Source organism: Helicobacter sp. (assembly GCF_022511165.1).
Lineage (GTDB): Bacteria > Campylobacterota > Campylobacteria > Campylobacterales > Helicobacteraceae > Helicobacter_C.
Genome location: NZ_JAFLSB010000020.1, coordinates 1 through 25,058, shown reverse-complemented (window position 1 = coordinate 25,058; position 25,058 = coordinate 1). Strand labels below are relative to the sequence as shown.

24 protein-coding genes and 2 tRNA genes are annotated in these 25,058 nt (G+C 38.3%); 11 read left to right on the top strand and 15 right to left on the bottom strand.

The window, feature by feature from the left end; translation table 11 throughout:
* From J1E28_RS04410 to gatB, 3 genes are all read right to left on the bottom strand, one after another.
* On the bottom strand, nucleotides 1-2,870 hold a 2,870-nt coding region (locus J1E28_RS04410; protein ID WP_291027158.1), incomplete at its 3' end, for an Eco57I restriction-modification methylase domain-containing protein.
* Nucleotides 2,851-3,174, bottom strand: a complete 324-nt coding sequence (locus tag J1E28_RS04405; RefSeq protein ID WP_291027156.1) for a hypothetical protein — start codon at nucleotides 3,172-3,174, stop codon at nucleotides 2,851-2,853. The genes J1E28_RS04405 and J1E28_RS04410, both read right to left, overlap by 20 nt.
* A 7-nt stretch (nucleotides 3,175-3,181) precedes the next feature.
* Nucleotides 3,182-4,606, bottom strand: coding sequence for an Asp-tRNA(Asn)/Glu-tRNA(Gln) amidotransferase subunit GatB (gene gatB / locus J1E28_RS04400; protein WP_291027154.1), 1,425 nt, complete (start codon nucleotides 4,604-4,606; stop codon nucleotides 3,182-3,184).
* Between the two features lie 201 nt (nucleotides 4,607-4,807).
* On the opposite strand from gatB, the gene J1E28_RS04395 reads away from it, so the two are divergent.
* Both J1E28_RS04395 and J1E28_RS04390 read left to right on the top strand, forming a co-directional pair.
* The gene (locus J1E28_RS04395; RefSeq protein ID WP_291027152.1) at nucleotides 4,808-5,515 is read left to right on the top strand and encodes a hypothetical protein; all 708 of its coding nucleotides are present in this window, start codon (nucleotides 4,808-4,810) and stop codon (nucleotides 5,513-5,515) included.
* Between the two features lie 45 nt (nucleotides 5,516-5,560).
* Nucleotides 5,561-6,496 carry an NAD(P)H-dependent glycerol-3-phosphate dehydrogenase gene (locus tag J1E28_RS04390; RefSeq protein ID WP_291027149.1) on the top strand — a complete coding sequence of 312 codons (936 nt, stop codon included), beginning with the start codon at nucleotides 5,561-5,563 and terminating at the stop codon, nucleotides 6,494-6,496.
* Nucleotides 6,497-6,515: 19 nt separating this feature from the next.
* On the opposite strand, the gene J1E28_RS04385 is transcribed toward J1E28_RS04390, so the two are convergent.
* The 11 genes from J1E28_RS04385 to J1E28_RS04335 all read right to left on the bottom strand — a co-directional run bounded on the left by J1E28_RS04385 (nucleotide 6,516) and on the right by J1E28_RS04335 (nucleotide 16,280).
* Nucleotides 6,516-6,851 (bottom strand): HU family DNA-binding protein, encoded by a 336-nt coding sequence (locus J1E28_RS04385; protein ID WP_291027147.1) that lies wholly within the window; start codon nucleotides 6,849-6,851, stop codon nucleotides 6,516-6,518.
* Nucleotides 6,852-6,956: 105 nt separating this feature from the next.
* A complete protein-coding gene (locus J1E28_RS04380) occupies nucleotides 6,957-7,190 on the bottom strand; it encodes a hypothetical protein (protein WP_291027145.1) in 234 nt (77 codons plus the stop codon).
* Complete coding sequence (gene fliS / locus J1E28_RS04375) at nucleotides 7,174-7,557, bottom strand: flagellar export chaperone FliS (RefSeq protein ID WP_291027144.1); 384 nt, start codon at nucleotides 7,555-7,557, stop codon at nucleotides 7,174-7,176. The genes J1E28_RS04380 and fliS overlap by 17 nt, the downstream gene beginning before the upstream one ends.
* A gap of 10 nt (nucleotides 7,558-7,567) precedes the next feature.
* The gene (fliD, locus tag J1E28_RS04370; RefSeq protein ID WP_291027141.1) at nucleotides 7,568-9,616 is read right to left on the bottom strand and encodes a flagellar filament capping protein FliD; all 2,049 of its coding nucleotides are present in this window, start codon (nucleotides 9,614-9,616) and stop codon (nucleotides 7,568-7,570) included.
* A gap of 83 nt (nucleotides 9,617-9,699) precedes the next feature.
* Nucleotides 9,700-10,098, bottom strand: coding sequence for a FlaG family protein (locus J1E28_RS04365; protein WP_291027139.1), 399 nt, complete (start codon nucleotides 10,096-10,098; stop codon nucleotides 9,700-9,702).
* Between the two features lie 56 nt (nucleotides 10,099-10,154).
* On the bottom strand, nucleotides 10,155-11,360 hold the full coding sequence (locus tag J1E28_RS04360) for a peptidoglycan DD-metalloendopeptidase family protein (protein WP_291027137.1): 1,206 nt from the start codon (nucleotides 11,358-11,360) through the stop codon (nucleotides 10,155-10,157).
* 2 nt (nucleotides 11,361-11,362) lie between these two features.
* On the bottom strand, nucleotides 11,363-12,172 hold the full coding sequence (locus J1E28_RS04355; protein ID WP_291027135.1) for a cell division protein FtsX: 810 nt from the start codon (nucleotides 12,170-12,172) through the stop codon (nucleotides 11,363-11,365).
* Complete coding sequence (locus J1E28_RS04350) at nucleotides 12,159-12,827, bottom strand: ABC transporter ATP-binding protein (protein ID WP_291027133.1); 669 nt, start codon at nucleotides 12,825-12,827, stop codon at nucleotides 12,159-12,161. The genes J1E28_RS04355 and J1E28_RS04350 overlap by 14 nt, the downstream gene beginning before the upstream one ends.
* Before the next feature lie 3 nt (nucleotides 12,828-12,830).
* Nucleotides 12,831-14,009 carry a tRNA (guanosine(46)-N7)-methyltransferase TrmB gene (gene trmB, locus J1E28_RS04345; RefSeq protein ID WP_291027131.1) on the bottom strand — a complete coding sequence of 393 codons (1,179 nt, stop codon included), beginning with the start codon at nucleotides 14,007-14,009 and terminating at the stop codon, nucleotides 12,831-12,833.
* Complete coding sequence (locus tag J1E28_RS04340; protein WP_291027130.1) at nucleotides 14,009-15,265, bottom strand: hypothetical protein; 1,257 nt, start codon at nucleotides 15,263-15,265, stop codon at nucleotides 14,009-14,011. The genes trmB and J1E28_RS04340 overlap by 1 nt, the downstream gene beginning before the upstream one ends.
* Entirely contained in the window at nucleotides 15,195-16,280 is a 1,086-nt protein-coding gene (locus J1E28_RS04335; RefSeq protein WP_291027128.1) for an RluA family pseudouridine synthase, read from the bottom strand. The genes J1E28_RS04340 and J1E28_RS04335 overlap by 71 nt, the downstream gene beginning before the upstream one ends.
* A gap of 37 nt (nucleotides 16,281-16,317) precedes the next feature.
* Between J1E28_RS04335 and J1E28_RS04330 the strand changes: the two genes are divergently transcribed.
* The 5 genes from J1E28_RS04330 (at nucleotide 16,318) to ftsZ (ending at nucleotide 21,893) form a co-directional block, all read left to right on the top strand.
* A complete protein-coding gene (locus J1E28_RS04330) occupies nucleotides 16,318-17,466 on the top strand; it encodes an FtsW/RodA/SpoVE family cell cycle protein (protein ID WP_291027126.1) in 1,149 nt (382 codons plus the stop codon).
* Nucleotides 17,467-17,516: 50 nt separating this feature from the next.
* Nucleotides 17,517-17,593 (top strand) — tRNA-Ile (locus J1E28_RS04325).
* 222 nt (nucleotides 17,594-17,815) lie between these two features.
* Nucleotides 17,816-19,339 (top strand): peptidylprolyl isomerase, encoded by a 1,524-nt coding sequence (locus J1E28_RS04320; RefSeq protein WP_291027124.1) that lies wholly within the window; start codon nucleotides 17,816-17,818, stop codon nucleotides 19,337-19,339.
* Between the two features lie 7 nt (nucleotides 19,340-19,346).
* Complete coding sequence (ftsA, locus tag J1E28_RS04315) at nucleotides 19,347-20,717, top strand: cell division protein FtsA (protein WP_291027122.1); 1,371 nt, start codon at nucleotides 19,347-19,349, stop codon at nucleotides 20,715-20,717.
* A 9-nt stretch (nucleotides 20,718-20,726) separates the two neighbouring features.
* The gene (ftsZ, locus tag J1E28_RS04310; protein ID WP_291027120.1) at nucleotides 20,727-21,893 is read left to right on the top strand and encodes a cell division protein FtsZ; all 1,167 of its coding nucleotides are present in this window, start codon (nucleotides 20,727-20,729) and stop codon (nucleotides 21,891-21,893) included.
* Between the two features lie 131 nt (nucleotides 21,894-22,024).
* Here ftsZ and J1E28_RS04305 read toward each other — a convergent pair.
* Nucleotides 22,025-22,101 (bottom strand) — tRNA-Arg (locus tag J1E28_RS04305).
* Between the two features lie 129 nt (nucleotides 22,102-22,230).
* On the opposite strand from J1E28_RS04305, the gene rpsU reads away from it, so the two are divergent.
* The 4 genes from rpsU to J1E28_RS04285 form a co-directional block, all read left to right on the top strand.
* Nucleotides 22,231-22,443 carry a 30S ribosomal protein S21 gene (rpsU, locus tag J1E28_RS04300; protein ID WP_291027118.1) on the top strand — a complete coding sequence of 71 codons (213 nt, stop codon included), beginning with the start codon at nucleotides 22,231-22,233 and terminating at the stop codon, nucleotides 22,441-22,443.
* A 92-nt stretch (nucleotides 22,444-22,535) separates the two neighbouring features.
* Entirely contained in the window at nucleotides 22,536-23,240 is a 705-nt protein-coding gene (locus tag J1E28_RS04295; protein WP_291027116.1) for an ABC transporter ATP-binding protein, read from the top strand.
* A 133-nt stretch (nucleotides 23,241-23,373) separates the two neighbouring features.
* Nucleotides 23,374-24,087 (top strand): hypothetical protein, encoded by a 714-nt coding sequence (locus J1E28_RS04290; protein WP_291027114.1) that lies wholly within the window; start codon nucleotides 23,374-23,376, stop codon nucleotides 24,085-24,087.
* Nucleotides 24,084-25,058, top strand: a 975-nt coding sequence (locus tag J1E28_RS04285; protein WP_291027112.1) for a sulfatase-like hydrolase/transferase, incomplete at its 3' end; no start/stop codon positions are given. The genes J1E28_RS04290 and J1E28_RS04285, both read left to right, overlap by 4 nt.

The following is a 25,058-nucleotide window of genomic DNA, read 5'->3' as shown; positions in this document are numbered from 1 at the left end:
AAGATAGGCATTTCGCCTTTTTTGATAAGCGGAATTTCATAGAGTGGAAAGAAATCTAAAATTTGTTCTTGGCTAATAGCTTCAAAGTCTATATTATCCATTGTAGATTCTACATTGATAGCGATATTAAAGCTTTGATTGATACTAGGTTTTGTTTTTTGAAATTCGATTATACAAACACCTTGACTTACATTAGTAAAAAGCTTTTGGTTTTTCTTAAACTCCACAAAATAGTGCATTTGAGTCTCTCTAAGGAGCAATTCTCTTGTGTATTGTGCGGACAAATCACACATTATAGAACTTTGAGTGATAAAAGATACAATGCCATTTTGCTTTGCTAAGTTGAATCCTTGCTCAATAAAGACTTTATAAAGATTTTGTTTGCCTTTGTCTTTAGCCTCACTATAAGGATAAATATTTGGATTAAAAATCCCTTTTGGCACTTGCATATAAGGCGGATTGCCAATGACTAAATCAAAGCCTACAAAATCCCCAAAAGTATCTTTTATGTCTAGTTTTTCTTTGCTTTGGGTGTATTTGCTTGTATTGTGGGCGCTTATGCGGCTTTGCTTTTGCTCAAAAGATTCTAAGCTTAGCACTTCGGGGAATGCAAAACGCCATTCAAAGCTTTCATTTTCGCGTAAGCCCTTACGCAGAGATTCTAAAGCAAGAAAGTCCTTGTGGACATTTGCGAGTAAATCTTGAGCCCTTTTGTCTATGGGCTTAGGTTCTAGCCTTTCAAAACTAGGTTGGAATCTAAAGGGGTGTTCTGGATTTTCTTTTTTTCGCTCCTCTCTTATGATTTTAATCATCTCCATACCAAAGGGTGTTTGCATATCAAAGCATTCATCGCCATAGCTACAAACAAACGCGTTAAGGTGTTCCTTTAAGGATTCCATAAGATAGCCATTATTCACAAGTGTGTTCTTAAAATATATCTCAATCTCTTTTATTTCACGCTCAAGCTCTTGCTTGCTGCCGAGCTTTTCTTTATAGCTCTGCACGAGGTGATTATAGCGCAGGAGCTTTTCTTTAAAATTTCTAGCAAAACTTCGGTCATTTTTTAGCCACGCAAATGTGCCTCTTTTTGGCTTGCTTTTGTTTTTATCGTGCTCTTGTAAATCAAAATACGACACAAGGCTATTGCCACATTTGATGTTGATATCTATATTTGGGAGGGTTTCTAGACGCTTATTTGAAATATCTTTATAAAAGCTATGTTTAAGTAGCTCTATCCAAAGGCGGAGTTTGGTAATCTCGCAAGAATTGGGATTAATATCCACGCCAAAAAGGCAAGATTCTATCAATATGGCTTTATTATAAAAAAGTGCTTTTTGAATCTTATGAGATTCGATATTTTCGTGTGCGGGAAGGGTGTAAGTAAAAAGCTTAGATGCAGAATCTCGCACGATAATTTCATCATTTTTGATGTGTAAAGTAATATCTTTTAGTCGCTCATAATTTTCATCACAGAGAATACCTAAGCTAAATTTAAGAAAAATGAGTTCATTGAGGGCAGAGACGAGAAAATGCCCACTGCCCACGCTCGGGTCGCAAATACGCAAAGAGTTAAAAATATCATTTGCTTCTTTGTAGCCTACTTTAGAATCTGTGAGCTTATCAAGCTGGTGCTTAAGCTCCTCTAGGGTGGTGCATTGCCAAGATTTAGTAGCATTAAACTTTGTCAGCACGACTTTTTGCAGGGATTGCTTACACATATAGCTTGTGATAAAGCTCGGCGTGTAAAAACTGCCCTCTTTATAGCCATTAAGCTTTTCAAAGACAAGCCCTAGCACTGCGGCATTAATGAGTTTGTCATAATAGATTTGATGACTTTCTTGCGCAGTAGCTGTGAAATTATAGGCATTAAGGAAGCTAAAGAGATACTCTAAAAGTGGCAAACTTGCATCAGTATGCGCTAATTTGAGGGTATTATAAAGGTATTTGTCTTTAAAAAGAATAGAATCTTTATAAAGGGCTAGGGGCTTATTCTCTAGGGATTTGATTTCTTTGCCCTCCCTCTCAAGCGCGGTTTTATCAAAAAGGCTTGAGTTGAGATAAGGGATAGATTGAAAAAACTTGGGCAAAGTCAAATCTCTCATCTCCTCACTTTGAGCTAATACATCAAAAAAGAGGGTGTGCAGTGTCTTAAAATCACTAATGCTTTGTGTATCTAAAAATGGCTTATCAATGTGCTTAAACTCAAGTAGCATAGATTCTAAAAGTCTTAAAAATAAGAGGCGATTACTCCAAGTGCCAAGCAAAGAAAAGGCAGATTCAAAATCGCTTTGCTTATCATAGTCGAAAGCACAGCATAGAGCATCAAAAAGTGTATGTCGCACTTTGCTAGGCGTGATAAGAATCTTGGCTCCTTGTGTAACTTCCTCTAAACCTAGAATATAGAGAAATTCATTATAAAAGCTTGTATTGAGCGTGTTTGCATCAATATAGCTCTTGCGTTTTAAAAGCACCTGTGGGCTTAGAATCGCATACAATAATGGCAGCAAATCTTTATCGTGTAAAATATCCTCTATAAGCGCAAAATGTGTGTAACTAAGCGTGGTATCAAGGCAGGAGATAATATCTTTTAGCTCATCATAGAATCTTTTGGTGCTAGAGTCATTGCCCTCTTTATTTTCGCAATTTTCAAAGGCTTTTATAATGCGTTGATTATGGGCAAATTGGCTATATTCTTGCGCATCAATACAATAAAAATCGCGCGTGTTGGTAAGAATGATATGAGTGATATTGTTGTTTTTATGCGTGAGGCTCTCTCTTAGGTAATAGAGGATACTTTCATAAAAGGCTTTTGATTCTAAGCTCTTTTCTTGTGAATCTTGCGAGTAATGTCTATTTACCCCCCCCCCCATTAATAAATTCATTCTTATTTGTCAAACTTTTACATTCAAAAATCACTTTAGGCGCATTATCTTCATAAATGGCTAAATCGATTTTATCGCGCGTGTTGGTGTTATAAGCAAAGGTGTTTTGGAGTAAATCACGCAAGATATTTTTCTCAAATTCTTCCGCGCTTGTGCGAGAATGCCTAGAATCTGCAAGGCGCGAAAAGTAAGTTGTAAGATGTTGCACAAAAGATTCTATGTTTTCTGGCTTTGGGTGCAATGTTTGATACTTTTGCATAAAAGATTTGAGAGGTATAAAAGTATAAAGCATAGCCTTGTTACTTTAATTTTTCTTTTAAAAGCTCATTAACACGCGCAGGATTCGCGCCTTTGGCGTTTTTCATCACTTGCCCTACAAAGAATCCAAAGAGCTTATCTTTGCCACTTTTGTATTCACTCACTTTATCGGCATTGGCACTTAACACAGATTCAATGACAGCTAAAATCGCCCCATCATCATTGAGCTGGGCTAATCCCATAGAATCTATGAGACTATCGACATCGCCCCCTTTTTCTACAAGCACATCGAGGATTTCTTTAGCACTTTTGCCACTGATTTTGCCCTCTTCAATGCGCTTGACAAGTGTAGCAAGAGTGCTAGGGGCAATCCCACAGGTTTGCAGAGTATTTTCGCCCTTTAGGCGTCCTAAAAGCTCTGTGGTAAGCCAAGTAAGCGCACCTTTAGCACTTGCCCCGCATTCTAACATTGCTTCAAAATAAAGGGCGAGTTCAAGACTACCTGTAAGCACCCCCGCATCATAGGGTTTAAGCCCTAAATCTCGCACATACCGCGCCCTTTTTTCATCGGGCATTTCTGGAATCTTCTGCCCCTCTTGCATAAGGGCTTTGTCAATAAAGAGTGGGAGTAGGTCTGGGTCTGGGAAATAGCGATAATCTGCTGCCTCCTCTTTGCCCCGCATTGAGCGTGTAGAGCCTTTGGCTGTATCAAAAAGTCTTGTTTCTTGCACAACTTCATCTTTATAAGTGCCATTCTCCCACGCCTCAATTTGCCGCTCTACTTCGTATTCAATGGCTTTTTGGATAAATTTAAAGGAGTTAAGATTCTTAATTTCTACGCGTGTGTAGAGCTTCTCATCGCCTTTTGGGCGGATAGAGACATTTGCATCACATCGAAAACTCCCCTCTTGCATATTTGCATCGCTTATACCTAAAAAGCGCACAATAGAATGCAGTTTTTTGAGATAGGCTATGGCTTCATCAGAGCTACGCATATCAGGCTCACTGACAATTTCTAACAAAGGTGTGCAAGCGCGATTTAAATCGACTTTTGAGTGCTGCCCCTCGTGGATATTTTTTCCTGCATCTTCTTCAAGGTGAGCGCGTGTAATGCCGATAGTTTTTGTTTGCTCATTGCATTCAATCTCAATATTGCCGCGCCCTACGATTGGAATTTCAAATTGGCTAATTTGATAGGCTTTGGGCAAATCGGGATAAAAGTAATTTTTACGCGCAAAGATAGAATTTTGATTGATTGTGGCATTAATGGCTGTGCCAAAAGCGATAGCCTTTTTCACAGCTTCACGATTAAGCGTGGGCAAAGCACCGGGTAAGCCTAGACAAGTGGGGCAGACATTTTTATTGGGTTCATCGCCAAAGCTCGTGGCACAGGAGCAAAAAATTTTTGTTTGAGTATTGAGCTGCACATGCACTTCTAATCCGATAATTGTCTCATACGCTGACATTATAAGCCTTTTTGTGTAGGAATCTTGGAATGTAAAGTGCTAGTATAGGCTAAAGCCGATAAAATTTTTATAAAATTTTTAAAGAATTTTTTATATAATTAAAAGATTCTACATAGTGAATCGGTCATTATAAGATATACTTTAAATGCCGATTTGACAATATAATCAAATATATATTTAAGCAAATATGGGGAGCAAAAAGTGAAAAAACTTGTGTTTTTTGTGAGTTTTGTATGTGTGGTGATGAGCGCGTATGGAATCGAGGTTGCCCCTATGAATGATGAAGAAATGCTTGATATTTCCTTGCCTACACAAGTGACAGAGCCACCAAAAGTTGCAGAAGAGCAACAAAGTGAAGAGGCGATAACTGAAGAAGATAAAAAGCTATCAATAAAGGCTGATAGCTTCTCAAGTGAGGGGTATTCAGAAGCAGAACTTGAAATGGGTAATACCGCATTAAGTGGTAATGGTGTTGAAGCGCCAAATTCTCGCTATGGCGTGGGATTAAAGCTTAATTATGCTATCAAATCTAATTCTCGACTAAAGTTTGAGATATTTGCCTCAAATGGCTTAGAGATTAATACACAAAGACGCGGTGGAAAAGTCAAGTCCTATGATGATGGGGTGCGCTCTAATGAGAATGCCTATAATTATGGCAATATGGTGGCGTATTCTGGCTGGGTGAATAGCATTGGTATGACATTAACTATTCTTAAAACACATCGCCTTATGCTCACATTTAAACAAACGCAGCTTTCAAACAATGACGCATACATAGCTATGGGTGGTGCGCCTCAAGGTGGTGGGGCAATGTGGCTAGGAGAGCATATCGCCTCAAATGATGCAATGAGGGAAAATCCGTGGAGCTATACCACACAAATTTTTTTAACTTATAGCTATGTGTTTTAATTTTTAGCACAAATAATGTAGCTTTTTTGCACAAGTGAGGCTTAAATGAAAACAATCACTATTTTTGGTGGTGGAGCTTGGGGGAGGGCTTTAGCCTTTGCGTTGGCTGAAAAAAATGAAGTGTGCATTGTCTCAAGGCGCGATATTAGCGCCCTCCTTGCACCACTTAATGAAAGGCTTTCAGCCAATGCCCATTTGCCTATCAAACAAGTTACACATCATCAAGGGCTTGATTCACATTATTTTGTAATGGCAATTGCTACAAGTGCTTTACGCGAGTGGCTTTGTAATGCCGCCCTGCCCCATCATATTAAAATACTTTGTGCGAGTAAGGGTATAGAATCTGGAAGTGGGGCGTTTGTGAGTGATATTATGGAGGAGCGTATCCCACATAAACATATTGCCTATCTTTGTGGTCCTAGCTTTGCTTCTGAAGTCCTCAATGCTCTTCCTTGCGCACTTGTGATACATTCGCGAAATTTAGGCTTAAGTCGTGAGTTTGGCACATTAATGCCACATTTTATCAAAACTTATGCAAGCCCTGATGTTGTGGGTGGTGAAGTTGCTGGGGCATATAAAAATGTGATTGCCATAGCAGGGGGAATCTGCGATGGCTTGCATTGTGGCGCAAATGCAAAAGCCTCTCTTTTGGCTCGTGGTTTGGTGGAAATGAGTCGTTTTGGGGAACATTTTGGTGCAAAAATGGAAACATTCTTAGGGCTTTCTGGTGCAGGAGATTTGTTTTTGACTTCAAATTCTACAATGTCGCGAAATTATCGTGTAGGACTAGGATTAGCAGAGAATAAGCCTATTGCACAGATTTTAGAAGATCTTGGTGAGGTTGCTGAAGGCGTAATCACTGCCAAAGCAATCACAGAAATAGGACAAAGAGAGAATATCTACACACCCATTGCAAGAGAGGTTAGTCTTATTATTGAGGGAAAAAGTGTAAGGGAAAGTCTAAAATCCCTAATGGCGTAGCCACTAGGGCATTAGAGAGTTATTTTTTAGTCTTAGCTACTTGATCTTTCAAGCCTTTTCCAGGTCTAAACTTAGGCACAGATTTTTCTTGTGTCTTATATGTTTTATTTGTCCCAGGAACCTTACCAGTTTTTGCTTTTTGAATAGCTGTTTCAAATTTACCAAAACCAACAAGCTCGACACTTTTTTTCTGAGAAAGGGCTTTAGAAATGGCTTCTGTAAAAGCACTTACTGCTTGTTCAGCTTCTTTTTTTGTGCTATAACTGCCGACTTTCTTAACCAATTCTACAAACTCTGCCTTATTCATAACCAAACTCCTTGTTCTAAAATTTCTAGGCGTGCCTATTCTACTCATTTTAAAATTTAAAGTCAAGACTAGGTGGTTTTTTTTTTTTTTTTGTTGAAAACTTCACACAAAAAAAGTGCTTTTTAACGTTTGTTTTTTGTGTTTAATGCTCTTTTAGGGTGTGTTTTCGAGGAATTTTTTTGCTGCTTGAATCTGCTCCATATGAATTCTAGCTTGAATCTGCTTTGATTCTAAGAGTGCTTTTGTTTGGCTAATAAGCTCTAAGGCTTGGAGTTTATCTTCAAGTGGAGCATTTTCAAGACTTGGCGGGAGATTATCTACAAGGAGAAATGCACCTTGATCATCTTCGTTGAGCAGGGCAATTTTAAGTTTATCGAGCCAACTCATCTTGGTTAATTTCTCTCCACGCTTCTAAAAGTCCTTTGGCTACATTCATAACAATATCAATCTTACTGGTATCATTTGCCACATTTGCTTGTGTAAGGAGCTTGATTTGGTGTGTATAAAGTCCTGTGAGATATACTGCCACATCACCACCTTTATCATAATCAAGCGTATTGAGAAGTTCTGTGAAAATATCTGTCGTGCGGTTGATGTAGTAGATTTTTTTCTCAATATCCTCTGCTTCCATATGTCGCTTTGCTTGAGCACAAAAGCGCAAAATCCCTTCATAAAGCATCTCTATGAGCTTAACGGGGGATTCTACAGAAACCGAATTTTGTTGATAAAGGTTATAAGCGTTGTTGCTATGCATTGGTTACTCCTTATTTTTTAGCCACAGATTGATCAATCATCAGCTGAACGCTACTGAAAGCATTGTTTGTCTTAGAAATTTGAGAATCATAGGCTGCAAACCTTTGTGCCATAATGTCATAGCGCGTATTGAGCTGTTCAACTGCTTTTTTACGATCTTCACGCAATTTTTTATCATCTCGCGTGAGACTTTCTTCAAGTAGTTTCAATCGCGCATTGCCACCATTTAAAAGCCTATCAATTTCTTGATTGAATTTTTTAAACACACCATCAATTTGCACCTCCTTAAATTCTGATGTTTGAACGCTTCCATAAAAAAACTCTTGTGTGCCTTGTGGGTCAGAGCTTAGAGTCATTTGAAGCTTGCTCACATCAAGGCTCATCACGCCTTTTTCATCAAGAGATAATCCATACTGTGCAAGCCCCTTGATTTCAGTTTCTGTTGTAACAGTCGTAGAAAAAATGCGATTAAGCGCAGGACGTATCATACGAATATCACTATTTCCATTAAAAACACCTGCTATTTTTGAATCTTCATCATAACGCGTAACTTCATCAAGTTTTAATCCAAGCTCATTATAAGCCTCTACAAATTTTTTCACATTTTCTATAATCTCTTCATCATTGCGTGTGATATTAATCACAGCAGGCTTTCCTGGCTCAGTTGTTGTAAGAAGCTCAATATTAACCCCGCTTACTACATCTTCTATGGTATTTGTAGGGCGTCTCATAGAAATGCCATTATATGAAAATACCGCATCATCAGCAGCCTGTACCTTGCGTATTTTGAAAAGCTCTTCTTGCGTTTTAGCATAATCCATTGTAACACCTGATTTTAAGCCTAAATCCTCAAGTGCCTTTTTGCTCTCTGGATCATTATTGGCAAAAATATTCACTTCTCCTGTATCAGAATTAATCACAAGTCTGCCTTCACTATCGACAGAAGCGTAGATTCCCGCAATATTATTAATCGCCTCTGCTATATTTTTTGCATTTTGTGCGGCTGTATTTTTCTTGCTCGTGAGCGTGGATAAATCAAGCGGGACACTTCCTATATTAATTGTGCCTTTGAGTAGCCCTGCGCCCACACTTTTGGTTGCTACCATTAAATCATCACTATCTGTGCTTTTATTGTCTGCACCAAAGCCTAACATTTGGGATTTATTCCCCTCGATAATAACCTTGTATCCGCGTCTATCATTGATTGTAAGTATATCGCTATTTGCCCCACCCACGCCAATATTCAAATCATTATCAAGCATACCCTCAAAGTCAGAATCATCTTTGATTGCTGCAATGACTGCTTCTTTGAGGGCTTGGGCATTATCTTGAGATTTGGAGTTTGTGCTTGTTTTGGGCAATGTGATAGAGAGGGTTTTGTCATTACCTTTTTTATCTTTAAGTGTGATAGAAAAATCCCCATCATTAAGCTCAAATGCCCCGCTAGGTAAGACAGAGCCACTTGTGGTTGAGCCAAAATATACGCGCGAAGCTTCTCCTGTATCTTTTGAGTTAATCATTAGTTGGTAGGGATTTGAGCCACCTGTTTTCATCACAATCCCCATTACCTCGCCTTTTGTCGTATCAGTAATAAGCTGTGCTACCTCGCCTAGCTCCATACCTGCCTTAATATCGATTTTGTAATCCTGACCTTTGTGGTTGAACTTGAGTACCACATCTTTTTGGCTAAAAGCAGATTCTCTACTCTCATATTTTGAACCTATTTCATTAATATCAGAGGTTGCCACAGAATCTACATCAATTTTAATATCTTGGGTTGGCACACCTGAAGAGATTGTAGCTTTGATTGCATCACCAACGACATTGCTTGAGCGTCCTAAATAAGTTGAATAATCAGCAAGTTTATTCGTGCTTGATTTCAAATTACGCAAAGAAGAAGTGATGGCAACAAGCTCGGTTTGTTTCTCGACATTTTGTTCGATTTTTTTGTCGATAGGTTTAATGATTGAAGCTTCATCAGCTTCTCTTAGTTTGTCAATCACATCGTGATTTAAAACTTTGCTTCCAAGCCCAAGCGAACTTAATGTGCCAAGTGCCATACTTCCTCCTTCCTTATTAAATATCTAGGATTTTATACAAGTGCAAGGTATTGCTAATGTATAAAGCGATAATTAGGCTAGATTTAGCCTTGCTTATCAAAAATCACGCCAATCACTTCGCGCATTTTTTTCATAAGCTCAATCGCTTCTTTAGATGGAATCTCGCGTATTATCTTATCACTGTTACTTTCTTTCACAGTTACTTTTAGCCCCGGGATATTTTCATTATATGAAAAACTAAGATCCGTGCCAACACGCTTCATTTCATCATTAAGCTTTTTGCTTAATTCGCGCAACTCACTCTCAAGCTTCTTTTTATTTTCTTTATCTTGAAATTGAGCAAACTCTTCCTGTCTGCGCACCTCTGATGGACGCGTATCTTCTGTAGCCACTCTTCCGCTTGAATTCACCATATTGACAAGCTGTGTTTTAATTGCGTCTGTGTTGTCAATTTTATTTGTGGTATTTATATCATTAACCATAGCTTCCTCCTTGAGATTAACCAAAGTGATACAATATCGACTTAAGTTTTTTTTTTTTAATGTAATTTAATAAAATCCGCTGGATTGATATGTTTATCCTTTTGTGTAATCTCAAAACTTAGGCGTTCATTGACTTTGCCAATGATTGTGCCTTTTTTGATATTTAGCCCTGTTTTAATTGAAGATTCTATTTTATCCATATAGGCATAAATAGTATGTATAGCATTAGTATGCTCAATAATCACTACTTTTTTAAGCCCGGGCGCGTCTTTAGCATATACCACCTTACCATCAAGCACATTTTTTACATTTGCATTTGTAGCTTTGGGATTAAACATAATAGCCGCATTAAAAATCTTAAATTTATATACCGGGTCAAAATAAGGTCCAAATTTTTTTTCAATTACATAATTATCGAGCGGTGGAAATGTTTTTGCACCTCTATAGGCAATCGTTGGCACATCGCGATATGAAGTGCCAAACTGCTTTGGAGCTTTAATGCTATTTGGGTCTTTTTGATTATTAATAAAGGCTTGCTGGTTTGAATCTGTGCGCTTTTGCTCTTTTACGATATTGAGATTTGAGAGGATATTATCGAGATTCTGACGCTCTTTGACAATATCCCTTAACTGCTTATCATAGATTTTTAAATCCGCTTGCATTTTGGCAAGAGTTGCTTTTTGTTGCTCTTTGGTGCGCTCTAAACGCTCCTTTTTGTCTGTTTGTGTTTTAATCGAACTTTGAAGGTGTGAAATGGTGCTTGCGATTTTTTTTATCTCATTATTAAGAATATTTTGTTTGGCATTAAGTGTCTTAATAGCATTTCGTGTGTTATTGTGCAGGATTTGATAAACATAAGATTCTACTACTCCATCAACAGAATCAATATCAGCAGAACGACTAATCATCATATGAAAAGCCATATTTTGAGTAAGAAGCTTAATGAGTTGCTCCTCGCTTTTGCGTTTTTGCTCAAGAAGTGATTTTTGCTTTTTTTGAGAATCTTTAAGCGTTTGTTCTTGGTTTTGGGATTTGCCTTGATTTTGTGTAATATCTTTTTCTAGGGTGCTAATCTGTGCTCCAAGCTGGGTTAGCTCACGATTTTTGGCATTAATCGCCTTGCCTAAATCATCAAGCTTTTTGCTAATAGCTGCTTCTTGGGATTTGGCAGTAGCAAGCTTGTTTTTTGCAGTGCGTTGGTCAATATTTGCCATACATACACTTGCAATAGCACAGATTGCAAGATAGCCAAAACCCCTCATTATTACAGGTCTTTTTGTTTAATAATGACAAAAACCACCGAAACAATCGATACAAGTATTGATGTGAAAAGGAGAATAATAAAATCACTGCCTACGCGGAATATATCGCTTGTTACTTCAAGTGTGCGCATCACCTCTTGCATTCTGTCGTGATTAATGATATAAGCCACACCTGCGATAATGGCTATGGTTGAGATGATAGAATCAATGAATGCAAGGCGGAACAAAATACCATTTCTCATCCAAGCCGGAGCGCCTAAAAATGCCATAATCTCCATTCTATCGCTATGCTCAAACTTCCAAATCTCAATTTGTTTAACCATTAAAATATAGCTCAAAATCGCAATGAGTGAGGCAAATACGATAATAGAACTTTTGATAATAAGTAAGAGCTTATATACTTGAGAGTGACTTTTACTAAAAGATTCTACTTTGGTTACACCATTAAGTTTTGAGAGTGTAGTATTAATTTTTTGCAAACGCTCCTCATCGGGGAAGACAGAGAGTTTGAGTGAGTAAAAAAATGGTAATTCCCTCTGCAATGTCTCAAGGCTCTCGCGACTTAATTCTTTTTTGAGTTCATTCATCATATAATCAGGCGAGATTGCTTTAAGTTCTTTTGCTTCACGGATAAAGCTTTGAATCTTATCAAGTGTAAGCGCACTTTGAGAGGCAATGACAATCGAGTAATTATCAGAAAGTTTGTTTTCGTGCTTACTCACAGCACGATTAACGAGCATAATGCTCTCAAAGCTAAAAAGAAGAGCAAGAAGGGGGATAATCAGTGCTAAATGTCTCCTAAGCAAATTCATATACTACTCCTTCTTCAATATGTAGTCGTCTAAATGGAATATTGATTCTATCTGGCATTCTGTGGGTTACAACCACCACTGTGATGCCAAGCTGCTCATTGACGCCTTTAAGGAGATTCCAAATCAATTCACTTGAATAATCATCAAGGTTACCTGTGGGCTCATCGGCAAGAATAATTGTTGGGTTATGTGCGAGTGCGCGCGCCATTGCTACGCGTTGTTGCTCACCACCGCTTAGCTCTAGGGGAAATTTGTTTGCTTTATGAGAGAGCTTAATATGCACAAGAAGCTTTTCAACTTGCGATTTGCATACCTCTTTTTTGTAACCATTAATAACCATAGGAAGCATTACATTGCGCTCAATATTCCATTCTTTAATGAGTTTATAGTCTTGAAAGACGATTCCAATGCTGCGGCGCAGGGTATTAATGCGATTTTTTGAGGCTTTTTGCATACTCACTCCAAACACACTTAAATGCCCACCTTTAACGCCTAAATGCCCAAAAAACGAGCTTAAAATAGTGCTTTTCCCGCTCCCTGAAGCTCCTGTGATAAATACAAACTCTTTGGCATTGATATTAAAAGTCGCATCTTTAATGACAAGCTCATCGTTATACCCTAGATTAAGATTCTTTGCTTCGATAATTGCGCTCAAATTTTACTCCTGTGCTAGAATTTGCATCAAATGCGTATGTGCTTTAATAGCTGCTTGTGTGGGGATAGGATTACCACCGATGTAATGCGTAGATTGAGTAGGAGAAAATGCAATTTGCAAAAACGCATTTTGAGGTTGAAAAAAGTCTCCAAAACACAATGCTAACACATACACATCTCCCGCACAATACAGACTACCGATATGTAAAAACCAATCTTTAGCAATCTTTTTATATGGAAAATTTGCATAATTATCCACATTTTTTCTTAGAATCTTATCAAAACTAAAGAATCTTTGATGATTTTTTGTGGCATTTTGTGTGTTTTGTTGAAAAATTTTCATATCATAGATATTTTTTTGCTGCTTCTCCCATCGTGCCTCATATTTGCTTGTGATAGGAATCTTGGCATTTTTATGCACTTCAAGGTGGATATGTGGCTCATTTAAAGCAAGGTTAAGCGCATCTTTAAAATAAATTTCATCATCACTGCGCAAATGCACAAAGCCCCCCTCATCTAAAACACGCAAAGATTCTTGCAAAAATCTCTGTGAAAATACGCGCTTATGGGGCTTTTTATGCCAAGGCACAGGGAAATGTAAATAGATTCCTTGTGCCTTATGAGTAGGGAGAATCTCAAGCAAGATTCTCGCATCGGCATTAATCACAAAAAGATTCTTTAAGCCCAAAAGCTCAATTTGTCTTAGAATCTGCTCAATAGAGGGCTTATAAATTTCTACACCGATGCAAGTAAGATGAGGATTGTTTTGAGCTAGGTGCAAAAGATGACGTCCTGAACCAAAGCCTATTTCTATCAAAAAGCTTTGTGTGAAGGTTAAAAAAAACTCTATGCGTTTAAGATAGGGGGATTGGAGATTTTGTCGAGGCGAATTATCGCTAAGATTATGGCTAAGGAGTGAATCTTGAAACTGACTAAGAATCTTCAATGCATCTTTAATAATGCCTGTGTGTATTTTGGCAGCATTTTTTTCGCCCTTAAGGATACTATTATGTTTTACCACACGCTCTTGTTTGCGTAAAAAAAATGCCTTGTCTTTATGCCTTACAAGAATGAGTGATTGATGTGGGTGCTTAGAGTGTATAGCTTCGTATTCAAAGCAAAAATCCCCTTGTGTAAAAGGCAGGGGTGGCAAGGTAATATGTGAGGCAAGAAAATGAGGCATTATGGTTTGGCTTTTTGGAGTTTAATCTCTGGTGTGGGGGCAGATTCTATACCATTTTTATCAATACTTACTACGCTATAAGCATAAACCTTGTCTTCTTGCATTTCTTTGTCAATAAAATGCGTATCGTATATATCAATAAACCTCGCACTCTGCGTCCATAAGCCATTTTCTTTGCGATAGACAACATAGCTTACAATGCGCTCATCGCTTGGCGTTTGCCACGAAAGCGTGGCTTTGTTATCAAGCATTTTACCCTCAAAATGTTTTGGAGTGCTTGGTGGAGGGAGGCTTGAGCCTTTAGCTGGGTAGCTACTTAGATGCCCTTGCAATCCATTATCACCTAAAAGCACTACTTGGTAGTAGTAGCTTACCCCATCTTCTTTATCAGTGAGCTTATGTGTGTATTGTGTCTTGTCCGTGGTGGCAAGATGCTTATAGCTTTTTCCATTAAGAGAATAAGAGATTTTATAAAGCTTTTTGCTCACTCCTTGCGTATCTGGGGCTTCCTGCCAAGTGATAGAAATAGCGCGGGCTAAATCATTGCTTGCTTGTATATTTTCAATGGGTGCGGGTTGAGGGATAGTGCGCGCGCTCACACTTTGTGATGGTTTGCTTTCTATGCCTTCAAAACTTTTTGCAATGACTCGGTAGGTGTAAGTTTTTCCATTTTGCAAATTTTCATCAAAATACTCCGCGCTTAAGCGGTGGGGGATTTTTGCTATGGTTTTAAACTCTCCTGCTTTGTTGAGGCGCTGTATGAGATAAGAATCTACACTAGGATTGGGGTGGGGTGAAAAGATGATTTTGATTGCACGAGGCTTGCTATTTGTCGCAAAAACGCTCTCTATGGCATCAATAAATGAGGTTTTGATTTCAATTGTTCTCATTGCCTGTGAAATTGTATTATTTTCACCTAAAGTTGCAATGCCATAGAGATAGGTTGTCTGGGGTTTTAAGTGATGATCATAATAATGTGTAGCAAAGCGATTTTTGATTCTCTCTATCTCAAATAATTCCCTACTATTGGGTTTAGAGCGATAAATAACAAAGCCTTGTGCGTTTTCATTTTGGATAAGATTCCACTCAAAGCCCACAGATGAAACATCAACGATAGTATGGATAGAATCTGGAGGAGAGAGGGAGCTATCTTTTTGCAAGGGTGCGTTGAGGGAAGCACACGCGCTAAGAAAAATACCTAAAAGCGTGCCTAATCCTATCGCTTTCAAGCAAGTCCATAATATTTTGGCAATCATCAGGCAAATCCTTTGTGAAATGTCTTTGGAGAAATTCTAGCATATCTGTTAAAATAGGGGCTTTAAAAGTGCAATTTTGCCCGCTTCTTGGGTGCTTGAGATAAAGTATATAGGAATGGAGCAAGATTCTTTGTTTATAATGATAAGTATCCACACTGCTTTTGTATCCATAGAGGGTATCGCCTAGAATATGACGCGAGAGACTCTCTAAATGTGCGCGAATTTGGTGTGTTCTGCCTGTGTGAAGCTTGATTGCTAAAAGCTCACATTTGCCATTATCGGCAGTAGCAAGTTTTATAAAAGAGCTTTTAGAATCTCGCACTCCTTTAGGGATAGGGGCATTTTCTTTGATATGAATCTTGCTCATTTTGAGGCGATTATGTGGGTTACGCCCCATAAAGCATTGCACTTGCTGATGATTTTTTAGGGGCATATCAATAATGGCAAGATAGTATCGTCCCATTTGTCGCTCTTTAAGCTCCTGGGGGAGAATCTTGTATGCAAGAGGGGATTTGGCAATGGCTAAAGCTCCGCTTGTTTGCCTATCAAGGCGATGAATAATGCCATATCTCTCTTCACCGCTTAGTGTATGCAAGATATGCGCATTGGCTTTAAGCCAATCTGTAAGGGTAGGCTCTTTGAGACTTGGAGCTTGATGAACAACCAAATGAGGAGGCTTATTGATAATCAATATATCATCATCTTGATAGAGGATTGCAATATCAAAACATTTATCTTTTGCATCAAAAGAGAGAGGAGCGCTTAAAGAGTGTATAGGCGTGGATTCTTTAGGAGGGGACATTGAATGCTTTTCACAAAGTGCCACTTCGATATTATCCATCACTTTAAGCAAAGTGCCATTTTTTGCGCAAAGTGTGCCATTAAGAGAGACTTTTTTATTTTTGATAAGATGATGAATTTGATTTTTGCTACTACCAAGTTGTGCGCTCAAAAATGAATCAAGTCGTAATTTGCCATTATTTAAGTCAATATTTGATACAATGAGCTTTTGCATTATCCCTGCCCTAAGTTTTATGTATTGAGGAAAAATTGTGATTGATAGACGGATTCTAGCACATTTTGACTATATTTTAGTGGTTTTGATACTCCCGCTCATAGGTATTTCTCTTTTTTTGATAAGTGAGCTTGATTCTGCTTTATTTGCTAAACAAATTAAATATATTGCCGCAAGCTTTGGTTTGATGGTTTTCTTATTTTTTGTGCCTTTTAGGCAGCTTAATGTTGTGATTATGGTGGCGTATGGTATGTGTGTGCTGCTGCTTATACTCGTGCATTTTATTGGGACGCAAAAGTTAGGGGCGCAACGTTGGGTGGATATTCCTTTTACAAGCTTTTCAATTCAGCCAAGTGAGATTATGAAAATCGCATTGATGCTGCTTTTGGCTTCATATATTACAACAAATCCGCCCCCCAAAGATGGCTATGGCATAAAAGAATTTTGTATTATTAGTTTTCTCATTCTTCTCCCCTTTTTAATCATCTTAAAAGAACCAGACTTAGGCACAGCAATGGTGATTCTCCTCACCGGATTTGGCACACTTTTTCTTATTGGTGTAAATAAAAGAATCTGGTTTGCATTAGGACTTGTCGTGGTATTTCTTGCGCCTGTGGCATATGTGGTTGATCCGCTCAAAGACTACCAAAAAAGGCGCATTATGGACTTTGTATCCGATAAATCTCCCTATCAAGTCAATCAAGCGCTTATTGCTATTGGTGCAAGTGGCTTCTTTGGCAAATCAAAAGAAGAATCCACACAATCCCAACTTAAATTCTTGCCCTATGCCAATACAGACTTTGTATTTGCCTATTTTGTAGAGCGGTTTGGCTTATTTGGCGCATTTTCGCTTTTGGCACTTTTTTTTGGCATAGTCGTGCATATTTTAAGCCTTGGATTCAGCTATACGCGGGATTATTTTTTGCGCGTTGTATCAAGCTACATTGCCATTTTGATTTTTTTGTATGTAGGGGTTAATGTATGTATGGTGATAGGTTTAGCTCCGGTGGTGGGAATCCCATTGCCATTAATGAGTTATGGCGGGACGAGTTTTGTTACCTTTATGACGCTTTTTACAATCCTTGAGAGTATCCTCGCTTTTAGATTCGTTTTTGAGTATAATACAAGCTCTCGGTTAGATCCTTTCTCTCAACTTCTTAGAGCGTTTGGATTTCGTAGTTTTTAACGCAAGGCATTCTTGCCTTTAGATGTGTTTTTGAGTATAATGCCGAGCGCGGACCTTTAGCTCAGTTGGTCAGAGCACTCGGCTCATAACCGATTGGTCGCAGGTTCAAATCCTGCAAGGTCCACCACAGAATAATTGTATTTTGATGAAGCCATACTCACTGCTCTATATAAGGGATTTTATATCTTTAATTTATGAGCAGTGCTATGATTTGCCATTTTAGAAATACAATGAAGAAAATGATACAATTATAATTTATATGGTAAAATCCAATTTGCGCCCTTTGGTGCATTTTATGCTACAATTATAAGTTTAATTTTATGACAAGAGCTACAAAGGTTAGAGATTAATGATTACTTGGATGCAAAAACATAAGAAATGGCTTGTTATTACCATTTGGATTAGTGCCATTGCCTTTATTGGTGCTGGAATGGTAAATTGGGGTTCTTATGGGTTTGGCTTAAGTAATGATAAAGTTGCGCAGGTGGGGGAGATTGATATTCACATACCGGAATTTCAAAGGACATATAGTAGGATTTTTAGGACAAATGCAGAAATGATGCAAACTCGATTTGGTCTTACGCTTGATGAGGCTCAAGCAAAGCAGTTAGGCTTACCCCAGCAAGCCCTCCAACAGATGATTCAGCAAACCCAGCTTCTTAATTTTGCACACGATTTGGGCTTAATGGTAAGCGATGAGGAAGTGGGGCGAACGATTATTGATGAAAAAGTCTATGTTGATGAAAATGGGCAATTTAGCCAAACTGTGTATGAAGCAGCTTTGAGGGATATGGGCTTAAGTAAAAGTGAATTTGAAGAGGATATACGCAATACACTTCTTTTGCAAAAGGTATTGAAACTAATGAATGTGGGTGGGGCAGAAACGCTCGCCCTATGGTCTGCTACACCATTAGAAAAAGATGTCCTCAAAATGACGCATAGCATTAGTGATAAACTTATGATAAAGACTATCCCTCTCTCTCAAATACAAGTGAGTGTCAATGATGAGGAGCTTAAGGCATTTTGGCAGAAAAATGCGGATAATTGGAAGAGTCCTATGGAATTTGAGATAGAATATATCCTCATTCCTTTTAACGAGCAAAATCCTAGTGAAGAGGCACTTAAAGAGCATTATGAAAACTTTAAAAGTGATTATTTAGATGAGAATGGGCAATTATTAAGTATGGAGCAGAGTAAGGATAAGCTCACACAAGATGTGCAAAAGCTTGAGGCAGAAAGTGCTGCCAAAAGGGCTTATCGTGATTTAAAAAATGGAGATAAGAGTGGCATTGTGCGCACTTTGAAAGAAGATGAACGATTTTTTATACATAATGGAGTTGATTTGGTTGTAGCAGATATGAAAGTAGCCCAAGAGGGGCAAGTTTTGCAGCCTATTGAGGCTGATGAGGGTTTTGTAACCTTGAAAATTCTACATAAGAAAGAAAGCATTAACCAAAGCTTTGAAGAGGCTAAAGAGGCAGTTACGCAAATGTATAAGCATCAAAAGGCAAAAGAAGAGCTTGTTAATCTTGCTAAAGAGAGTGTCAAAAATTTTAGTGGCATAAATACTGGTTTTGTTTCCTTAGGGGATAGATTCGCTTCTTCTGTATCTATCCCTACGCTTTCAAATGAGCAAAAGGCGCATTTCCTTTCTCAAGTATTTGGCTCACAAGAGAGCGAGGGGTATGTGCTTTTTGATGATAAAGTTGTATTATATCGTGTGCTTGAGCAGACTTTAAGCCATTCTCCAACGCAAGATAATGAAATGATAGCATTTGCTAAAAATGCAAAGATTGAAGCAACCCTTGATGCGTTGGCAGAATATCTTGAGCAAACTTACAAAACTACCATTTATATTGATGTAAGCAAGTGAGGCACAAGTGGATCGGATTATTTTAGGTATTGATATTGGTAGCACAAAGATTTATGCTATTATCGCCGAGATAAAAGATGATGGCACCCCCCATATTGTCGGCACAGGTATGCACAAAGCCGAAGGTGTGCGCAAAGGCTCAATTACAAATATTGAACAAGCTTCCACAGCTATACGCAATGCTGTAAATGATGCCAAAATGGTTTCAGGTGAGCAGATTGATAAGGCGATTATTTCACTCTCTGGTGCTTATACAAAGAGTATTCGAGAAACCGCGATTGTCAATGCTCCAAACAATGAAATCGGGCTGAAAGAGATTCATCGCGTGATGCAAACAGCTATCTATAATGCAGCAATTCCTGAAGATCATACCCTTATCCACGCATTGCCTTATGAGTTTAGGCTTGATGGGCAAAGCTATGCTGAAGATCCTATGGGTATGAGTGCCTCGCGCCTTGAAGCCTTTGTGCATATCGTTACGGCTAAAAAAACAGCACTTGAAAACCTAAAACGCGCTGTGCGTGAGGCGGGTATTGAGATTAAAAATATCGTTTTGAGCGCTTATGCTTCATCAATTGCGGTTTTAAGTAATGAAGAAAAAGAGCTTGGCGTAGCGTGTTTAGATATGGGTGGGCAAACCTGCGATTTGATGATTTATAGTGGATATTCTATGCGTTATTGTGATTTTTTAAGTGTGGGATCGCATAATATCACTATTGACTTAGCTACCGCATTAAATGCTCACCCCAGCATTGCCGAGGAGATTAAAACAGGATGTGGCAAACTCATTTTAAGCGATGAGGACAAAACAAAATCTATTAAAGTATCAATGATGACAGGCGAGAATGCGACAAAGCTTGTTTCTCTAGAGATTATTCACGCGGTAATTTTTGCTCGGGTTGAGGAAACCTTGAAGCTTTTGGCAAAAAGTATTGAAAAGAGTGGTTTAAAAGATAAAATCGGCGCAGGTATTACGCTTACAGGTGGTATGGCAAATTTAGAGGGTATGCAAGAATGTGCTTCGAGTATTTTTCGCAAACCTGTGAGAATCTCTAAACCTATATCAGTAGATGGGCTTTTTGATCGTTTAAGAGGCACAGATGGAGCGACAGCAGTAGGCTTAATTCTTCACGGGGCAGGACAACATACAAATTATGAAATGGATTGTGAAAGAAATATTCTTTATAAAAAAAGCACCATTACTAGAGAAAGCACAGATATACACAATCTTGAGTTACCAAAAAATGCTCGTGAGGAGCAAACTTTGAGTTCAAAAATCGTGCAAATTGATGATTTATCAGATATTATGCCATCCAAAACAGATAAAAGTAACAATCTTTTTGTAAGATTCTATAAGTGGATAAGTCAATTATTTTAGGAGGGTTAGATGGAAAACGCAAATCTCGTTGATATACAAGAAATTCAGCCAGAATCGCCGGGTGTTAGGATTGTAGCTATTGGCGTGGGTGGCGGTGGCTCACATATGATTACCCACCTAGCAAGCACATATCCACATCAAGCTGTGAAGCTTATAGCGGCAAATACTGATAAACAAGACTTATACACGACAAATGCTCAAGTAAAAATGATACTTGGCGAGAAGCTCACGGGGGGCTGGGGTGCAGGAGCGAAACCAGAAGTAGGTGAGAAAGCGGCATTAGAGACTTATGAGGAGCTCAAAGCTACATTAAGTGGCGCACAAATTGTATTTGTATGTGCTGGGCTTGGTGGTGGCACAGGCACAGGGGCAGCTCCGGTGGTGGCAAAGGCTGCAAGGGAAGTAGGTGCGCTTACAATTTCTGTTGTCACTAAACCCTTTAAATCAGAGGGGAATAAGCGCGCAAAATTTGCTGAAGAGGGCTTACAGAATCTTAAGGCAGAGAGTGATTGCATCGTAGTGATTCCTAATGAGCGCTTACTTGCTATTATTCCTCGTAATCTTGGCTACAAAGCTTCATTGCGCATTGTTGATGATGTGCTTGCTCGTGCAGTAAATGGTATGTCAAATGTGATTTTAAAGCACAGCGCACAAGGTATAAATGTGGATTTTGCCGATGCGCGAACAGCTCTAAGCCATAAAGGTTTGGCTCTTATGGGTGTTGGCGAGTCAAAGGGTGATAATGCAGCTGTTGAAGCTGTGCGCGCAGCCATAGAATCCCCCTTGCTTGATAATTTAAATATTACAGGCGCAAAAGGTGTGCTTGTGAGCTTTGAGTTTCACGATGATTATCCAATGGTTGCTATGAGCGATGCTATGGAAATTATTCGCTCTGTGGCTGATGAAGATGCAGACATCATTCACGGCACCTATACGCGCACAGATATAGATACTGATTATGTGCGCGTTACGATTATTGCCACAGGTTTTGAAAAAGAAATGGTTACTGATAATAATGCTCCTGCTATCCAAGAAAAACAACAAATATCACAGGCGCAAGCCATACAGGATATTAATGATAACTACCGCATTATTTCTCAATCATTTAAGGAGCAAAACGGCTTATTTGATAATGAGCTTGATGTTCCTTCATATTTGCGTGCTGCACGAGATTAAGCACTATTAAGAATACATATTCTTAATAAAGGCGTAAAAGGTTTTATAGCAAGATAAAGAATAACAAAATGTATTGATGCGTATTGAGAGGACATAAGAATCTTAAAGAAATGCAAAGAGGTATCAGTAAATGGCGTGCTCGGAGGGATTCAAACCCCCGACCTACAGGACCGCAACCTGTTGCTCTATTCAGCTGAGCTACGAGCACAAGCATTGTAAGCTTGGCATTCTAGCTAAAAATTCTTAAAACTCACTTTACAAATGTGCATTTAAGAAAATTTACAACAAAATCAAAGTAGAATATCGCCCTAATTTTATGAAGAAAGCAGGTGAGAATATGCCCGGTATTAAAGTCAAAGAAAGCGAATCTTTTGAGGAAGCGTATAGAAAGTTCAAAAAGCAAACCGACCGCAATCTTGTCGTAACAGAAGTGCGCGCGCGTAGATTTTTTGAATCTAAAACCGAAAAGCGTAAAAAACAAAAGACAAACGCGAAGAAAAAAATGCTCAAACGACTCTATATGCTTCGCCGCTACGAGTCTAAACTCTAATATCTTTACTCTTCAATCTCCCTCCCTCTTTGCATTTGTTATAAATGTAAGCTTTAGAGGCAGGGTAGCCCATTTTTGTTTGCGGAGTGAATATGTCTAATCCTCTTGTTCAAATCACGCATTTAAGTAAAACTTACGCTCATACAGCGGCTTTAAACGATGTGAGTTTTAGCATTCCTCAAGGACGCATTGTTGGTTTGCTTGGACCAAATGGGAGTGGCAAAAGCACTTTGATTAAGATTTTAGTGGGGCTTTTGCATCAGTATCAAGGACAAGTGCTTATTGATGGGCAAAAGCCAAATCTTTATACAAAAGAAATCATCGCGTATTTGCCCGATAGAAATATTTTAAATCCCCGAATGAACGCATTGCAATGTATGGAATATTTTGCCTCCTTTTTTGCTGATTTTAATAAGCAAAGGGCTACGCAAATGTGTGAATCTCTGCATATCTCTCTCACTTCTTCTATCAAAAGCCTCTCTAAGGGGAATATTGAAAAATTACATCTTATTCTTGCTCTTGCGCGTCAAGCAAAGCTCTATGTGCTTGATGAGCCAATCGCTGGGGTTGATCCCTATTCAAGAGAAAAAGTCTTTGAGCTAATTAAAACATCTGTTTCTTCACACTCAAGCGTGATTCTTGCTACACATCTTGTCAATGATGTGCAGCCAATTTTAAGTGATGTGATTTTTTTGTATGAGGGGCGTATGTTGTATTATAAAGACATAGAATCTATAATGCAACAATATGAAGATCTCCAAAAAGCGTTTAAGGCTGAAGTGGCAAGGTTTGTATAGATATATAAAAAGTTAAGTAGGATTCACAAATGAAGTGCGTAAATACAAAAGAGTTTCAAACTTATTGCTTTGTGCGGGGAGAAAACATTAGATTCTATGCAATATTTGCTTGTGAAATAGTAGGGGTTAGCTGATGAAAGGATTTTGGATATTTTTTAAATATGAATTTTTTTCTAGCTTGAAGCCTCTAGGCTTTGCTTATAGCATAGGCATACTTGGGGCATTGTTGTTTAGCTTGTTTTATACTTATGAGATTCTTTTTTCTGCTTTTCTTGTTACAATTCTTGGGACATTTTTATCCACAATAAGTATTGGCGCATATATCACCTTTGTAATCTTGCTTATTGTGCGCGCATTTCAAACATTTTGGGTAGAGATTTTTGGCGATAGGGGGTATTTGACACTTACCTTGCCTCTTAGCCTTGATAGCATTTTGCTCTCAAAAATTATTCATTTATTATTGTGGATTCTAGCGGCATTACTGCTTTCTCCTCTAATCTTTCTTAGTGTATTTTTTGAGGGTGTTGGAGTTGCCACCTTTGCTTATATTGCTGAGCTACTCCCTACAATACTCATAGAATCTATATATTATATCACGCTTATTTTGTTTATTGCCGCCTTGCTTAATGCCCTCAAAATCCGCACTTTTGTGCTTTTTAAGGGTTTTTGCTTTGCGCTTTTAATCCAAAGTCTTTTTTTTATAATTTTGATTTCTGTTGTTGCAGGATTTGATTTAGGTAGCAATAAAGGTTTTCATATAAGTTATTGCGCGCTTTCTTTATGCTTTAGCATCGTATTTTATCTAGGCGCACGATATTTGATTATGCACAAATTGGAGCTTGAATGAAACTTCTTAGCAATTCCACACTTTTTAGAATCTACATCATCTTACTTTTTCTCAATAGCATTGTCCTCTTTGGCTCACAATATTTTGTCTATACCAAGCATTGGGATTTGTATTGGTTTAGCTCGTTTTTTTATCGTGAGCTTTTGCTTTGTGTGAGTTATTTTTTGGTATTTTGGTTTCTTTCTGTGCTGCCAAAGCGGCTTGGAGTGGCATTAGCGTGGATTATTTTTGCTCTAAGTTGTATATGCTTTATTATCGATATATTTTTGCTCTATACTTTTGATACTAATCTCAATTCCTATCTTGTTATTGTTGCCCTAGAGACAAATCCAAAAGAGAGTGCGGAGTTTTTGCATAACTACATCACCCCTGCAATTTGTGGCATTTACGCGTTTTTTGTGCTTTGTATTTTTGTGCTTTGGCGTATTATTCAGCCTATTTCCCCCTCATTAAAGATTGCCTATACTCTCTATAACGCTCTTGGTGTGGGTATTGGCATTATCTTAGTGATGATTCTCACACAGACTAAGCCGCTCAATGAGGATTGGAGCGATATGCTTTATAATGATACAAGGCAAATCTATCGTGCGATTATGAATACCCGCGCTTTCATTGAAGAATACAAAAAACTCAATCACAAATTTGATGAACTTGCCCAAAGTTTAGAAGTGCAGCCTACACAAAATCCTATTGATAATATTGTGCTTGTTATTGGTGAATCTACTCAAAGAGAGAGATTAAGTCTTTATGGTTATACCTTGCCTACTACTCCACTTTTAGAAAAACTTAAACACGATAAACCACAGAATCTTTTTATCTTTAATGATGTGATTGCTCCTCACGCCCAAACTCACGAATCCCTTTCTCTTTCTCTTACCTTTGCTAATCAAGATTCACAAGGTATTTCTACCTTGCCTCAAAAACAAAAGGCAGTATCTCCCTCTCATACTTTAACTCCTCTTAGTGAATCT